The 15,068-nt window shown below is 37.0% G+C and carries 15 protein-coding genes; 10 read left to right on the forward strand and 5 right to left on the reverse strand.

Going from position 1 to position 15,068, the window contains the following annotated elements:
• The first annotated feature begins 3 nt into the window (after positions 1-3).
• Entirely contained in the window at positions 4-969 is a 966-nt protein-coding gene (locus ACM66U_RS03915; protein ID WP_418641182.1) for a glycosyltransferase family 9 protein, read from the forward strand.
• 193 nt (positions 970-1,162) lie between these two features.
• Here ACM66U_RS03915 and ACM66U_RS03920 read toward each other — a convergent pair whose 3' ends face one another.
• A complete protein-coding gene (locus ACM66U_RS03920; RefSeq protein WP_418641183.1) occupies positions 1,163-1,936 on the reverse strand; it encodes a glycosyltransferase family 2 protein in 774 nt (257 codons plus the stop codon).
• Complete coding sequence (locus ACM66U_RS03925) at positions 1,926-2,666, reverse strand: lipopolysaccharide kinase InaA family protein (protein ID WP_151900761.1); 741 nt, start codon at positions 2,664-2,666, stop codon at positions 1,926-1,928. The genes ACM66U_RS03920 and ACM66U_RS03925 overlap by 11 nt, the downstream gene beginning before the upstream one ends.
• A gap of 58 nt (positions 2,667-2,724) precedes the next feature.
• On the opposite strand from ACM66U_RS03925, the gene ACM66U_RS03930 reads away from it, so the two are divergent.
• The 3 genes from ACM66U_RS03930 to ACM66U_RS03940 are packed head-to-tail and all read left to right on the forward strand — an operon-like array spanning position 2,725 to position 5,364.
• Entirely contained in the window at positions 2,725-3,750 is a 1,026-nt protein-coding gene (locus tag ACM66U_RS03930; RefSeq protein ID WP_151900760.1) for a glycosyltransferase family 9 protein, read from the forward strand.
• Positions 3,740-4,819, forward strand: coding sequence for a glycosyltransferase family 4 protein (locus ACM66U_RS03935; RefSeq protein WP_346388502.1), 1,080 nt, complete (start codon positions 3,740-3,742; stop codon positions 4,817-4,819). The genes ACM66U_RS03930 and ACM66U_RS03935 overlap by 11 nt, the downstream gene beginning before the upstream one ends.
• Positions 4,816-5,364, forward strand: a complete 549-nt coding sequence (locus ACM66U_RS03940) for an acyltransferase (protein ID WP_418641184.1) — start codon at positions 4,816-4,818, stop codon at positions 5,362-5,364. The genes ACM66U_RS03935 and ACM66U_RS03940 overlap by 4 nt, the downstream gene beginning before the upstream one ends.
• On the opposite strand, the gene ACM66U_RS03945 is transcribed toward ACM66U_RS03940, so the two are convergent.
• Entirely contained in the window at positions 5,361-6,029 is a 669-nt protein-coding gene (locus tag ACM66U_RS03945; protein ID WP_346388504.1) for an acyltransferase, read from the reverse strand. The two genes, ACM66U_RS03940 and ACM66U_RS03945, sit on opposite strands and share 4 nt — an antisense overlap.
• A 71-nt stretch (positions 6,030-6,100) precedes the next feature.
• Here ACM66U_RS03945 and ACM66U_RS03950 point away from each other — a divergent pair, with 71 nt between their 5' ends.
• The 6 genes from ACM66U_RS03950 to lgt all read left to right on the forward strand — a co-directional run bounded on the left by ACM66U_RS03950 (position 6,101) and on the right by lgt (position 12,427).
• Positions 6,101-7,033, forward strand: a complete 933-nt coding sequence (locus ACM66U_RS03950) for a glycosyltransferase family 2 protein (protein WP_151900756.1) — start codon at positions 6,101-6,103, stop codon at positions 7,031-7,033.
• Positions 7,023-7,394, forward strand: coding sequence for a GtrA family protein (locus ACM66U_RS03955; protein WP_418641185.1), 372 nt, complete (start codon positions 7,023-7,025; stop codon positions 7,392-7,394). The genes ACM66U_RS03950 and ACM66U_RS03955 overlap by 11 nt, the downstream gene beginning before the upstream one ends.
• 184 nt (positions 7,395-7,578) lie before the next feature.
• Entirely contained in the window at positions 7,579-8,865 is a 1,287-nt protein-coding gene (locus tag ACM66U_RS03960; protein WP_418641186.1) for a 3-deoxy-D-manno-octulosonic acid transferase, read from the forward strand.
• Between the two features lie 118 nt (positions 8,866-8,983).
• Complete coding sequence (gene hemN, locus ACM66U_RS03965; protein WP_151900753.1) at positions 8,984-10,354, forward strand: oxygen-independent coproporphyrinogen III oxidase; 1,371 nt, start codon at positions 8,984-8,986, stop codon at positions 10,352-10,354.
• 2 nt (positions 10,355-10,356) lie between these two features.
• On the forward strand, positions 10,357-11,640 hold the full coding sequence (locus ACM66U_RS03970; protein ID WP_151900752.1) for a (Fe-S)-binding protein: 1,284 nt from the start codon (positions 10,357-10,359) through the stop codon (positions 11,638-11,640).
• Position 11,641: 1 nt separating this feature from the next.
• Positions 11,642-12,427, forward strand: a complete 786-nt coding sequence (gene lgt, locus ACM66U_RS03975; RefSeq protein ID WP_418641187.1) for a prolipoprotein diacylglyceryl transferase — start codon at positions 11,642-11,644, stop codon at positions 12,425-12,427.
• Between the two features lie 84 nt (positions 12,428-12,511).
• Here the strand turns inward: lgt and ACM66U_RS03980 are convergent, their stop codons facing one another.
• Positions 12,512-13,000: a DUF2062 domain-containing protein gene (locus tag ACM66U_RS03980; RefSeq protein ID WP_346388508.1), complete on the reverse strand. Its 489-nt coding sequence runs from the start codon at positions 12,998-13,000 to the stop codon at positions 12,512-12,514.
• 79 nt (positions 13,001-13,079) lie between these two features.
• Complete coding sequence (locus tag ACM66U_RS03985) at positions 13,080-14,930, reverse strand: EAL domain-containing protein (protein WP_346388509.1); 1,851 nt, start codon at positions 14,928-14,930, stop codon at positions 13,080-13,082.
• Positions 14,931-15,068 lie beyond the last annotated feature (138 nt).

Here is a 15,068-nt window from a genome sequence, read left to right on the forward strand (position 1 = left end):
GGAATGAGAATATTGGTCGTGCGTACAGACAAGCTAGGCGATTTTATAACAGCGTTGCCGGCAATGTATCTCCTTAAACAGCATAATCCTAAAAATAAAATCATAGCACTTGTCGCTCCTGTGAACAAAGCTTTGGCACTTACATGTAACTTTATAGATGAGGTTATTGTAGATGATGGAAAAAGCTCTGTTTTTTCACTTGCCAAAAAGCTCAAACATTCAGATATTGATGCATCAGTCACGCTTTTTTCAAATACAAGAGTGGCACTTGCACAGTTTTTAGCAGGCATACCAACAAGAATTGCTCCCGCAACAAAAATAGCGCAGATCTTTTATAACAAACGAATAAAACAGAGACGCAGTGAAGTTAAAATGGCTGAGTTTGAATACAATCTTGCACTGACACAAACTCTTTTTCCGGATATTAAACTGCAATATCCAAAACCACTGCTTCAGTTTGATAATGCCCAAAAGGAGTATGAAAAGTTTTGCCAAAAGTATAATATAACAAAAGATGTTATAGCTTTTCATGTAGGTTTTGGCGGTTCTTCGGATGCCAACTGGAATTTGGATGAGTATGAAATACTGATTCGTGAAACCTTACATGTAAACAGGTATAGTGTAGTACTAACTTTTGGTCCGGATGAAAAAAGCCTGGAAGAAGAGATGCAAAAGCGTCTGCAAGATACTGATGCTGTTTTTTATCTCTCAAATGACGGCATAGTAAATTTTGCAAGACTTATCAGCAGTTTTAAACTTTTTATCTCTACTTCTACAGGTACCTATCATTTGGCATCTTTAGCAGGAACCCCGACGATGACATTTTTTGGTGACTCAAAGTTTGCAAGTGCGCAGAGATGGAAAGCCGTTGGGGATGAAAAACTGCAAACACATTATATGTTGCCGAGTGATAAAGCCAAGCGTGCAGAGATGTTTGAAGCAGTGAAACATGATTTGCTAAACGTATAAAAATATTCAGGCATACACCAGCCGGCACTGAAGTACCGGTTCTGAGAAACACTTTGGAACTCAGACTTTTAATGCTAAAGCATAACTTAGAAAAAAACTAAATTTTTTCTGTAGTCTGGGCTGAAAATGGCAAGAAAGTTCTAACAGCCGGCACTGCAGTACCGGTTCCGAGAAATATTTTGGAATCGGTACTTTAGTGCCGACCGGGTTTTTTGTTTTTTTGTTCTTTATTGAGTTCATAGAGTTTGATATATTTATAAAAATTCGTCACCATATGCGAACAGGCGATGACAAGTCCCACATAGCCGTCTCGAAATCCCTGTTTGAAAAAATAGGTTTTAATGAAAGAATAGGCTCCGTTAAAGAAAGCTTTTGCCGGAGAAGAACTTTTTTTGCCTGCATTGTTTTTTGCAAAAAGAGTGGAGTAGGTGTTGGCTTTGTTTACAAACTGCTCTATGCTCTGGTAGCTGTAATGCAGTACGTTGCCGTCTAAAATCTCTGTATGCAAACCCTCTGTGATGATGTCTTCATGGACATCATTGTCATTATATTTTGTGACGGTTCTATTGTAGAGGCGTTTGATTTTTTGATTGTTCCAGCCGCAGTGTTTGACTTCTGTATTTTTGTAAAAAGCTCGAAAATTTAGAATATAGACAGTGTGCGCATCAAGCTTTTTTTCTTGCAGTGTCTTTCTCAAAGTATCATCGATGACTTCATCGCTGTCGATGATGAGAATCCAGTCATTTTTGGCAAAACCTGCCGCTTGATTCTTGCTCCAGCCAAAACCTTTGAATTCGCCTTGGACTAAGTTTACATTTGAAAACTGTTTTGCAATCTCCATTGTTTTGTCAGTAGAACCGTTGTCATACACCACAACATCTTCAAATTCGCGCAGAGATTGGAGTGTTTTTTGTATAGTTGCTTCGTTGTTTTTTGCTAATACGACAGCAGAGATATTACCAATCAATTTCTTTTCCTTTGAGTCGTTTTTTGAAGTTTTTTCGTCTTTTGTTTTGAACAGAATACTCTATAACCTTTTGTACAAAATCTTCTTTGACTTTGCGGTGTTGCATATATTCCTGCGCAATGATCTGTAAATCTGCATTGCTTGCCCAGAGTTTTGCAAAGCTTTTTGCTCTTTTATTTTCATTTAGGGAACAAAAATCCATGCGGTTAACATCTACTATTTTAAATATATAGTTTTCAGCTTCTTGTTTGATCAAAATATTTCCCGGAGAATAGTCATTGTGAAATATACCGGCATTATGCAGTTGCAGACTGAAGCGGGCAAAGGCTTTTAGAATTTTTTCTCTTTTTGGAAAATTTTTATCGAGTAAAGGTTCTCGGATTGTAAAATCATAATCAAATTTTTTTGCCACAAAATAACTCTCAGCCAGAAGTCCCTGTCTGTAAAACTCAATATACCCGATAGGTTCAGGTGCAAAATTGCCTACTTTTATGGAGTTGTCATACGATTTTTTTGCTTTTGAATCCCGAAAACAGGTATAAAAAATGCGACGAAAGAAGTTTGGAATTTTAAAAGATTTGACAACAGTCTGTATCTCTTTGTAAGAAATTATTTTTAGTTCATTGCGGGCTTTGTGAATAGAGTTTTTGTTATCCCTGAAATATTTTTGCATGTGCAGCAAAAAATCTTTAAACTCATTTTCAAAAGACGGATTTAGTTTGTATTTCATAGAACTCTCATAAATAATTTTGTATAATAAAAATAATTATACAAAAAAAGGCATTAGCTTGAAGTTAAATTTTAGAAGAGGCAGTGCGTTTGCATCTCAAAAAGCACGAGAATATTTAAAAGACAAAAAACCGCAAGATATAAAAAGTATAACAGTTATCCGTCATGCGGCTATCGGCGATTTTATGAACATACGTCCTTTTTTGATAGAACTTCGTAAATTTTTCCCCAATGCAAAAATTACTTTAAGTGTTGTAAAACATTATATGTACGGCATTCCAGAGGATCTGACAGATGCATTACATGTAATGAGCAGATATAAAGAAGACGGTTCAAAAACAGGACTTCTTACGCGGATCAAAGAGGCAAAAGAACTGCCTCCTCAGGATATTATATTTGATTTGACAGACAGTACTTTGAGCCTTTTACTGGTTTTTTTGTCTCAGGCAAAATTAAAAATAGGTTACCCGTATAGAACTATCAGAAGAATGTTTTTTGATATAGCGACACTCAGAAGTGATTTTGTTGTGGAGGCTGTTTCTGTGGAACATATGCTCAATATTTTAGGGGCAAAAACAGAGTTTCCGCTTCATTACGGATTGGAAAAACTATACCCGAAAACAGAGGATCTCAAACAAATTGTTTATTTTGCCGGTGCTTCGACAAAAAGCAAGTGTTGGGAGGAAGATAAGTTTCGGGAGTTAATTGCAAAGATGTCCCAAAACTATCAGGATTATGATCATGTTATTCTTCAAGGTATCGGCAAAGATGAAAAATTTTATGAAATTTACGAACCGCTCAAAGAGAGAAAAAACATAAAACTTCAAGAAGTTATGCCTATAGAAGAAGTAATGCACTTTTTGGCAAACAGTCGATGCCTTGTTTCTAATGACACCGGTGTGCGAAATATGGGCATTGCATTGGAGATTCCGACAGTAGGCATCTTTTTTCATATACCGCCGTTTCGGTATTGGCCACGCGAAGAGAAGCATGACTGTGTTTTTAATGTTGAATATACCTCACCGGAAGTTGCGGATGTATTCGCCGTTACAAAACAACTCATAGACAAACTGTATGAAAAATAAAAATATTTTGGAATTGTGTCTGGCACACGGACTGGGTGGGCTTGAGATGTTTGTGGCAAGTTGTTATGAAGAGTTTTCTAAAAAGACTACATGTAAAGTGGTTGTAGCACCGCAAAGCAAACTTGATGACTATCTTGATATCAATGACAAATTTTATCTTAAACGAAATAAATTTTTTCCATTTATACCGGCTTTGCAACTGGCTAAATATATAGATGAAAATGACATTGATATAGTACATTTTCACTGGAGTAAAGATATCGTAACGGCTGTTTTGGCTAAAGTACTGAGCAGAAAAAAACCAAAGCTGGTGCAGAGCCGACATATGGGAATGACCCGTTTTAAAGATGATTTTTACCATAAATGGCTTTATAAAAATATTGATATGATACATGCGGTAACCCTGCAGGTGAAAAAACAGCTTGAAAAGTTCATTCCTGCAGAAGTAAGACCACAACTTGAAATGGTCTATCTTGGCGTAAAAACTCCGGAGACAGATGCAGATAAAGTGGCGCAATTGCGACAAAAATATCAACTTAAAGATGCTTTTGTTGTCGGAATTGTCGGCAGAATAGAAAAAGGCAAAGGACAGTATAAAGTTTTAGAAGCTGTAGCAAGGTTAAAAGATGCAAATCTAAAAGCAGTTGTTGTGGGAGCTTTTATGGATGATAATTATGCACAGGAACTGCAGGCGTATGTAAAAAAGCTGGGCATAGAACAACAAGTGATTTTTACCGGTTTTACAAAAGATGTGAATGAGCATATGCAACTTTTTGACGTGAATGTGCTTGCCACAGAAAACGAAACCTTTGGACTTGTAGTCATTGAAGCGATGGCAAACAGAATTCCGGTCATAGCTACATGCAAAGGGGGGCCATTGGAAATTATAGATGAGGATGTGGATGGACTGCTGTTTGACGGAAGTGTAGATGACTTGGGAGAGAAAATCCGATTTTTATATAATGATTTACATGTAAAAGAAGGAATTGCTCAAGCAGCTTTTAAAAAAGTAAAAGAAAAGTTTGATTATACTGCACAGCTTGAGAAACTCTACAGAGCAATAAGATGAAAAAATTTACACTCCTTCAAAAGCTCCGCAATAAAATAAGAATCAAAGGCAGCGTTGTTTTGTCGCTTGCAAAAAACGCAAAAATTACCAACTGTGATATTTCCATAAAAGGAAAAAATAACAGCCTGACTATTGAAGACGGTGTAACGATACGATACACACAGATAGAAATTTTAGGAGACAACTGTTCCATACATATAGGTAAAAATACTATTGTGGGTCACGGTTGCTATCTCTCAGCAAAAGAGGGCAAAAAATTAATTATTCAGGATGAGTGTATGTTGTCTAGAAATGTGAAAATTATGACTTCAGACGGGCATTTTATTTATGTCGACACTGCTGTTATCAATGAAGGGAAAGACATTGCAATAGGCAAACACGTCTGGCTTGCTGATAACGTTACTGTTTTAAAAGGAGTAGATATAGGGGACGGAAGTGTGTTAGGCATCAATGCTACTGTGACAAAAAATATTCCTGCTTTTTCTATCGCTGTTGGCAATCCAGCTGTTGTTGTGAAAAAAGGTATCACGAACTGGATGCATTAATGATTCCAACTTATATTTTCTTTTAAAATTTCAGCAGGATTGCCTGCAATAATACTTTTTTTCGTAGTGAAAGATTTTGTAATTGTTGTATTTGCACCGACAATACAGCCATCCGGAATTACAGACCCTTTGAGTATCAAACTTCTCGCCCCTATCCAGACATTATTGCCAATAGTGATTTTTTTATCTTGATTGATAACAGTATGCTGCGCATTATAAATAGCATGCTGGTCGGTATCCATAAGGATACTTTGCCACGCTATCATAGTGTTGTTCCCGATTTCAATCTCTTTTGCACAGATTATGGTGGCGTCACCGGTGATATCAAACCTGTCTCCTAAAGTAAGGTTTCCGCTGACCATTATTTTTGCACCTACGCCAATTTTTGTTTTGCCCTGAAAATGAATCTTTCCTGTAATTTTTAAAATAGTGCGTTCATAAGCATAATCCATCATATCTGTTCCACCAAAACCTATGCGAACAATGCCGGTTTTTACTTTGGAGAGTTGCACTTTTCCAGATAAAGAACGCAGTTTTGTTTTACGGGAAACTATTATAGGCAGAAGAACTGCCTGTGAAAGTGGCAAAAGTCTCAGGTTGACATAAATACTTTTTGGAAGTCCTGCAGTATATCGTATGAGTTTTACTATTTTGTCAATGTTCATGATTTTGTAAGCACCTCTTTATTTATCTGAAAAGTGTACACAAATAAAATTAAAAAAGGTATAATTAGTGTATGAAAAATAGTAATCCTTTTTTATCCATAGTCGTTCCCTGTTATAATGAAGAAGATGTTATAGATGTATTTCTGAACAAAATTTTCTCTGTTTTGGCGTACACCGGTGAAGATTTTGAAATAGTCTTTGTAAATGACGGGAGTCGTGACAGTACTTTGTCTGTGCTCAAAGAAAAATCCAAAGAGTATGACAATGTACGAGTAATAAATCTCTCAAGAAACTTTGGCAAAGAGGCGGCACTTACAGCCGGGATTGATGCATCCAAAGGGGAAGTTGTCGTTCCTATAGACGTTGATTTACAAGATCCACCTGAGTTGATACTTGATTTTATCAAAAAATACAAAGAAGGCTATGATGTGGTCGTTGGTAAGCGTGTCGATCGTACAACAGACAGTGTTGCCAAACGTATCAGTGCCGAATTTTTTTACAAAATTCATAATAAAATTTCAGATATTGAGATTCCTCATAATGTCGGTGATTACAGATTAATGTCACGACGGGTGGTTGAAGAACTGAAAAAACTGCCTGAGAGTCAGCGTTTTATGAAAGGGCTTTTTGCCTGGCTTGGGTTTAAAACGGCGGTTGTTGAATACAAAAGAGATGCGCGTATTGCCGGAGACAGCAGTTTTAACGGCTGGAAGTTGTGGAACTTCGCGCTTGACGGTATCACGAGTTTTTCAACGGCACCACTTCGTGTGTGGCTATATATAGGTTTGGGGCTTGCTTTTATCTCTTTTATTTACGGTTCATGGATTATCTTAAAAACGCTTTTGTTTGGCGCAGATACTCCCGGGTATGCTTCTATGATTACGGTTGTACTCTTTTTAGGCGGTATTCAGCTGATGGGCATAGGCATACTCGGCGAATATATCGGCAGAATTTATGTAGAATCAAAAAACCGACCGATTTATATAGTAGAAGATGAATATTAAAAGTCATATACTTCAGTTGGCAAAATACGGCTTTTTTGGAGTCATAGCAACGCTTGTGCATCTTTTGACTGCCTGGGCAATTATTTACTTTTTTGCGGCCTCTGTTTTTGTTGCCAATACCTTTGCATTTTTTACGGCGTTTGTCTTTTCTTATGTTTTTCAGACGCTCTATGTATTTCACAGCACTTTTCATATAAAAAAGTTCATGAAATTTTTTTTGGTGCAGTATGGAACTTTTCTGTTTTCTTATCTGCTTTCTGATATTTTTCCGATTCAAAACAGCTATTTGCACACACTGGTGATAGTTGCTATAATGCCGCTTATTACATTTGTTATTCATAAGTTTTGGACATTTAAATAATTTTTTTGTCAATGCCATTAAGTTAAGAAAATTAATGCTTTTTCGGAACCGGTACTTCAGTGCCGGCTGTTGCAATAGTCTTTCCACTCTCAGTCGGTACTAAAGTACCGATTCCGATTAAATGGCTTTGTGCTCTTTTCAAGTTTAAAGTTTAGGTTCCAAATATTTAAAAAAGGAAGTTGATTTGTTTTTAGAAAAAAGATTTAAAATTATTCAGATAAGTTTACTTGTTTTGGGTCTGTTTTTGGCATGGTTTTATGCACAGCACCAAATCCTCACCGGTGATCAGACGCAAATGCTTTACAAGGGTTATATGGGGGCATATAATCATGTCTGGATTAACTACGGCAATGCGGCAAGTGCGGTCGGTAATGTACCGGGAAGTATGATTTCTTATGTGGTAGCACTGCCTGTGATGTTTTATGACTCGCCGATGTCTCCGATGCTTTTTTTGATATTTTTGCATCTTGCTTCTTATTTTCTCTTGGACAGTGTGCTCAAAGATATATACAAAACAGATGTTCGTTTGATCTTTTTGGTGCTGTACTGGCTCAATCCCTGGTTTTTGTTTGAAAATATTTTATACAATCCGTCATATCTTTTTTTCTTTTCTGCCCTGCATATTTGGACTGCCTACAAACAGCGTGAGAAAAGTTCTTTTGTTTATTCTTTTTTACATGTAACAGCTATAGGGTTGGCGTTGCAGTTTCATTATTCGTGGATTATACTTGCGCTTATTTCACTCTATCTGCTTTATAGAAACATGGTAAAAGTAAATTGGTACGGCGTGTTGTTTGGAACGCTTGTTATTGGTATCTCTTTGGTGCCTTATTTGCTGACCGTGATGCAAAACAGTGCAATAATCCATCATGCTGATGATACGGGACGGTATATAGGCTGGGGCGGTGTGCATGTCTATCCTGTCCTGAAGTCATTTCTTTACTGGTTGCGCTATGGTTCTTTTTTCTTTCCAAACAAGCTCATTGCCAGTGCACATTTTGACTGGCTGGGGGCTTCGCATTTTGTGCAGATGATTTTTGTGTATGGGTATAAAGCACTTGTTTTTTCAGTAGGTGCTTTTACAATTTACATATCTTACAAAGCAAACAGATATTTTTACACACTTGTCAAAGGAAAATTATTTACAAGACATCAACCCATAGAAACAAAACAGGAATGGCTGCTTCTGTATGTGTTTGGTGCACTTGTCGGGGTGTTTGTCAGTTCTGTTTTGTCGCCGATTATTTTTAGCTACTGGCACCTTATCATTGTTTTTCCTTTTGCCATTCTTCCTGTTGTGATTTACCTTAAAGAATATGGACAAAAGTATATGACAAAAATATTAATTTTTATCATGTTGTATTTTACTTTTATCAACATAATGGGTGCGTTAGACAGTCGAAAATACTCTATCAATACCAATTACATCCAAGATACTGAAGCGTATATCAAAAAGAGTGTCATTCAATAGGTGTTGGCTTTAAATATAAAATGAAAATTAGATTTCATTCGAAACTCACATGCTTTTATGAGTTCTTCAACACTTTTTGGAGATAATCCAATGAATTATTGACAGAGGGAAGCAACAGATGGAATTAGACTTCGCAAAATTTACAAAATACTCCAAGCCGGGACCAAGATATACCTCGTACCCTACAGCGTTGGAATTTAATGATGCCTTTGGTTATGACGAATATATAAAAAAACTGCAAACACAGGACTCTTCTCGTCCTTTGAGCCTTTATTTTCATTTACCATTTTGTAAAAATGCCTGTTATTTTTGTGGGTGCAATGTTGTTTTTACCTCAAAAGAAGATAAAATGATTCGGTATATGGAGTATCTCAAGCGTGAACTGAAAATTCTTTCAGAGCATTTGGATTGTAAGCGAGACGTGATTCAAATGCATTTTGGCGGAGGTACGCCTACTTTTTTTTCTGCTGCACAACTAGATGAAATCATAACTGAAATCAAGTCCTATTTTCCGAATTTTGTCGCAGATGCAGAGATTTCCTGTGAAATAGACCCGCGCCATATCAATGAAGAGCAAATGCGTGTGATGAGTGAACACGGATTTAACCGTGTAAGTTTTGGTATTCAGGATTTCAATGAAAAAGTGCAAGTTGCTGTGCATCGCGTCCAGCCGTATAATATCACAAAAGATGCAATGGATCTGGCACGCAAATACAATATGGACTCAGTCAATGTTGACTTGATTTACGGGCTGCCTTTTCAAACACTTGATACATTCAAAGAGACGCTTTCGTTGGCATTGACGTTAAATCCTGACAGGTTTGCGGTATTTAACTATGCACATGTGCCATGGCTGAAAAAGACAATGCGCAAGATAGATGAAACAACACTGCCGCGTCCTGATGAAAAACTGCAGATTATGCAGTACACAATTGACTTTTTAACAAACAACGGGTATAAAATGATAGGTATGGATCATTTTGCGAAACCAGAAGATGAACTTTTTAAAGCCATAGACAAGGGTGAGTTGCATAGAAACTTTCAAGGCTATACCACCAAAGGCGGAGCAGACTTGATTGGAGTAGGACTGACTTCCATCGGAGAAGGAGTTGATTACTATGCTCAGAATTTTAAAGATATGCCTTCGTATGAAGCAGCAATTGATGCAGGCAAACTGCCGTTTGAACGGGGAGTGGCTTTGAGTGAAGATGATATGATTCGCCAGCATGTCATTATGGAACTCATGAGTAATTTCAAGCTTGATATTAAAAGATTTGAAGCCATGTTTGGGTTGGAATTTAAAAAGTATTTTGAAGATGCACTTTTGGATTTAAAACCTTTTATGGAAGAAGAATTAATAACAATGAATAATGAGTATATAGAGTGTTCCCCAACAGGCACCCTGCTCATTCGAAATATTGCCATGCCTTTTGATGCCTATATGAAGCGTCATGCCGGCAGTGACAAAACATTTTCAAAGACGGTGTAAGTATGAGTAAAAAACCAGAAGATATTTTTAATTTTAATGAGATTGCTGATGATTGTGTCAAATGCGGGAAGTGTATTCCTGTGTGTACCATTCATAATGTCAATGCGGATGAGGTGACTTCTCCACGTGGATTTATAGACCTTTTGGGCGCATACAAACGCGGAAATCTGGAGCTGGACAAGACGGCAAAAGATATATTTGAGAGCTGTTTTTTATGTACGGCCTGTGTTGAAGTGTGCCCCAAGTCACTGCCGACAGATATGATAATAGAGCAGGTGCGCAGTGACATTGCACAAAAATTCGGTATAGCATGGTACAAAAAAGCCTTCTTTTTGCTTCTGCGTCACAGATGGCTCAATGACATTGCATTTAAGCTTGGGTATACCTTTCAGACCTGCGGATTTAAAATCAAAGATGATATTAATTCTATGACATCACGCTTCAATCTGCCGATTATAAAATCTGACAGATTGATGCCGAGTTTGACAAAAACATCTTTTTTAAATTCTCATCCTGAAAATATAAACAACGGCGGAAAGCGAAAAGTAGCTGTTTTTATAGGCTGTTTGGCAAATTACAATTACAAAAACATAGGAGATTCTCTTTTAGAAATTTTAGAAGTGCTTGAAATTGATGCATTTTTGGCAAAAAGTCAAAAATGCTGTTCTGCGCCTGCGTATTTTACAGGTGATTTTGATACAGTTGATGCAAATGCAAAGTTTAACATAGAATACTTTGAGAGTTTTGCCAAAGATGTTGAGGCTATTATCGTTCCTGAGGCTACATGCAGTGCAATGCTCAAAATAGATTATGAACACTATTTTCATGACCAGCCGGAGTGGAAAGCCCGTGCCAAAGCGGTTATGGAGAAGGTTTTTATGGCTACGGAGTGGCTGCAGCACCATACCCATTTGGAACATCTCCTGGCATCCAAGAAAAAAGCAAGTCCGATAGTCACATACCATGACCCCTGTCATGCGAAAAAGATGCAGGGCATTCACGAAGAACCGAGAAATCTGATTCGCCAAAACTATAAAATAGTGGAAATGAGTGATCCGAATTTATGCTGCGGATTTGGCGGTGTGACCATGCAGACAGAAAAGTATCATTTTGCAAAAGCTGCAGGTGTGCCAAAAGCGGCCATGATTAAAGAAACAAAGGCTGAGATTGTCAGTGCAGAGTGCAGTGCCTGCCGTATGCAGATAAACAACTCTATGCACAATGCTGGGGTTGAGACGGTTTTTAAAAATCCGATTGAACTTATAGCAGAGGCGTTAAAAGAGTAGTATGAATCATTTTGTCTGGAACGCTGACCCTATTTTACTTTCATTTGGACCCTTGCAGGTACATTGGTACGGGCTGTTGTTTGCTGCAGCGATACTTTCGGGTTTGGAGTTTATGAAATGGGTTTATCGTTTGGAAAACAAAGATGAAAGCACGATTGAACCGCTTTTTTTGTATGCGGTCGTCGGAATAGTTATAGGAGCAAGACTCGGTCATGTCCTGTTTTATGATCCGGATTATTATCTGGCACAGCCTATGAAGATTTTTGCCGTATGGGAAGGCGGATTGGCCTCTCACGGTGGTGGACTGGGTGTTTTGATTGCTCTGTATTACGGATGTAAAAAGTATAAAACAGACTTTTTATGGCTGATTGACCGGCTTGTAATCCCCACGGCACTTTTTGGTTTTTTTGTCCGCATGGGAAATTTTATAAATTCCGAAATTATAGGCAAACCGAGTGACCTGCCCTGGGCTGTTGTCTTTAGCAGGGTGGATATGATTCCAAGACATCCTGTGCAACTCTATGAGGCTTTTTCCTACCTTTTTATCTTTTTTGTATTGACATTGATTTATAAAGGAAACTATAAGAAGCTGCAAAAGGGCTTTTTGTTTGGGCTTTTTCTTGTGTTGGTTTTCAGTGCAAGATTTTTAATTGAATTTGTCAAAGTTCGCCAAGCTGATTATTCATTAGGAATTGATTTGACAACCGGGCAGCTGCTTAGTATTCCCTTTTTGATTGTAGGCATTGGCCTAATGGCGTGGAGTTATAAAAAGAGTCAAAAGGTTTAAGCCTTAATATCTCTTTTGGAATCCAGACTTCAGTCTGGACTATGCGTCTTTAAAGACTAAAAGGTGAAGCAAAAACAAAGCAGTTTACCTGTCTGAATAATGTTTCTTTTTTTCCTTTTCAACAGATTGTTTCCAAAGAAAGTTTACTAAGAAATACCCTGCAATGGAACCAAAAACAGAATAGATCGCAGTACCAAAATAAAGAGGTATAAAAATATTGTCTAAGTTGTTTGAAAACCATTCAAGTGTCATTTGTACAGGTTCCGGTTGTATGCCAAGCAAAAATGAACCGGTCAGGTACTCCATATAGTACATTGGAGGCATTGTCAAAGGATTGCTCAGCCAACACATGGCAAGAGCTACGGGTACATTGAATTTTATAAAGGGTACAAAAAGCAAAACGGCTGCCATCTGCATAGGCATAGGAATAAATGCTATAAAGAGACCTATAAGTACACCGCGTGAAATCATTTTACGGTTTGTTGCAAGATACTCTGGGGGTATTTTATATTTTTTTATTAAATCTCTGAGTTTTTTATGTTTGGAGGTTTTTTTTAAAGTTTTTCTTATCATCTCTGTACTTGTTTTATATAAATTATATTTGACCACGATTATAGCAGGAGAGAACTTATAAACAGCAGTGAAAAATGTTTTAGTGCAGGTCTGCACTCGGTTTGTCTATATAATAACCCTGTGATTTGTTTACACCCATTTTTATGAGTTTTTCATGTATCTCTTTCGTTTCAACATATTCTGCTATTGTTTTTATATTCATCTCTTTGGCAAAGGAAATAATGACGGAGGTCAAAACTTCTGAACTTTTGTTGTTTAGAATGGATTTGATAATACTGCCGTCTATTTTGATGAAATCTGCCTGCAGTTTCATAAGGTATTCAAAGTTTGAGTACCCTGTGCCAAAATCATCTATGGCAATACGGCATCCGTAGGATTTCACTTTCTTTATAAAGCGTTCAACGGTGTCAAAGTTTTTTATACTTTCACTCTCGACAATTTCAAAAATAACTCTCTTCCCTATGCCATAGTTTTGCAGCATTTGAAAAATATATTCATTCATATTGTGATCCAGAATATCTTCAATGGTTAAATTAATGGAAAAATCATAGGTATTGTCTTTAAAAGCTTCAAAACTCTTTCTGATCACAATTTTTGTCAGTTTTTTATAAAGTTTGGCTTTTTTTGCAATTTCCAAAAAGTGCCATGGTGTAATAATATTGCCTTTCTTGTCTACAAGCCGTATCAGTGATTCGTATTTGGTAACTGTACGCGTTTTGTTATCCATAATAGGTTGAAAAAACATAACAATTCTGTTCTCAAGGATGGCATCTTTTATCTCCTGAATCCATTTTAGATTATTTTCATATTCTTCGTTGAGTGAGGCTTCATCACTGTAAAAAACGATATTTTTTGACTCTTTTTTTGCAAGTTTGAGTGCCATATTTGCAGTTGGCAGGAGAAGTTCTGTTTCTTCAAAAGAGATGCCGACGGTTATGTTTAAATAGATATCATGGTCTTCAATTGTAAGAGGATGTTTGTGTATCTCCTCTATAAGTTTTGTGAGATTATTTTTGAGTGTGTCGCGGTTTTTCTCTTTGGAGAGTAAAACAAACTCGTCTCCGCTGAGTCTGAACAGTTTGCATTCCGGATTCTTTTTAAGATTTTCCTGCAAAAATTCAGAAAATTTTATAAGAACCTTGTCTCCGAATTTTTCACCATAAAGATCATTGATCTGACTGAAAGTATCTATGTTTATCAAAAGAAGCGAGAAATTGTGTATCTCCTTTTTTGCTTCTATCAGGGCCCGTCTGTTTGGCAAACCTGTCAGAGAGTCTGTGTAAAACATTTTGGTTAACTCATCCTGGGTATATTCCATGAGTTCATTGTGTTTTTCTTTGAGTTTTTCTTTTGTGTTGATATCTGTTTTGCGAATAAAATATTTGAGTAAAAGATATATACCGCACAAAGCGGCAGTAACATTCAAAAAGAAAAAAACTTCCTGTGCAAGCGGCGGTATGGTGTGATTGTAATGTGTAATCAGGAGAGGATCTATGACTACTGACAACACCACCAGGGCTACAAATGAATAGAGCCAGTACTGAGACTTTTGCTCTTTTTCATGAATAAGCGAGGCAATAGGGGCAAAAAATGCCCAAATCATGACATAGCTTCCCTGTGCGAAGCCTCCTAAGGTCCACATGAGCAGAAATGGTAAAATGAGGACCAGTAACATTTGGACTTTCTGAATGATTAGCAAATTTTTATTTCGCCTGTAACACCAAAGGTTTATAAATGAGACACAAGAGTAAAAAAGAGGGATGAGTGCCGGAATATACTGTTCAAAAGCGATATAAATAAGAGCCCAGACAAGGCTTATGGGCCCTATAATCATCGGTACTATAATAATAGATGCTTCTTTGAGTTCATCTTCACTGACCTGTTCAGTGTTAAGCAGTATATGTAAATAATGTTTATAGGCTTGAATCATTCGCTAACTTTTAATTTTTTGGTAATTATATCACAAAATTATCACAAGTATTGCTGAAACAGCTATTAAATTTTATTATCTGATTTATAAACAAAATGTGATACAAAGGGAAGAAAATATGCTAAAATTAGATATATT

Source organism: Sulfurimonas sp. ST-27 (genome assembly GCF_048081595.1).
Lineage (GTDB): Bacteria > Campylobacterota > Campylobacteria > Campylobacterales > Sulfurimonadaceae > Sulfurimonas > Sulfurimonas hydrogeniphila.

Coding starts and splice junctions, on each gene's coding strand:
- ACM66U_RS03915 (WP_418641182.1), top strand. CDS start 4: ATGAGAATATTGGTCGTGCGTACAGACAAGCTAGGCGATTTTATAACA.
- ACM66U_RS03925 (WP_151900761.1), bottom strand. CDS start 2,666: ATGAAATACAAACTAAATCCGTCTTTTGAAAATGAGTTTAAAGATTTT.
- ACM66U_RS03935 (WP_346388502.1), top strand. CDS start 3,740: ATGAAAAATAAAAATATTTTGGAATTGTGTCTGGCACACGGACTGGGT.
- ACM66U_RS03940 (WP_418641184.1), top strand. CDS start 4,816: ATGAAAAAATTTACACTCCTTCAAAAGCTCCGCAATAAAATAAGAATC.
- ACM66U_RS03945 (WP_346388504.1), bottom strand. CDS start 6,029: ATGAACATTGACAAAATAGTAAAACTCATACGATATACTGCAGGACTT.
- ACM66U_RS03950 (WP_151900756.1), top strand. CDS start 6,101: ATGAAAAATAGTAATCCTTTTTTATCCATAGTCGTTCCCTGTTATAAT.
- ACM66U_RS03955 (WP_418641185.1), top strand. CDS start 7,023: ATGAATATTAAAAGTCATATACTTCAGTTGGCAAAATACGGCTTTTTT.
- hemN (WP_151900753.1), top strand. CDS start 8,984: ATGGAATTAGACTTCGCAAAATTTACAAAATACTCCAAGCCGGGACCA.
- ACM66U_RS03970 (WP_151900752.1), top strand. CDS start 10,357: ATGAGTAAAAAACCAGAAGATATTTTTAATTTTAATGAGATTGCTGAT.
- lgt (WP_418641187.1), top strand. CDS start 11,642: ATGAATCATTTTGTCTGGAACGCTGACCCTATTTTACTTTCATTTGGA.
- ACM66U_RS03980 (WP_346388508.1), bottom strand. CDS start 13,000: ATGATAAGAAAAACTTTAAAAAAAACCTCCAAACATAAAAAACTCAGA.
- ACM66U_RS03985 (WP_346388509.1), bottom strand. CDS start 14,930: ATGATTCAAGCCTATAAACATTATTTACATATACTGCTTAACACTGAA.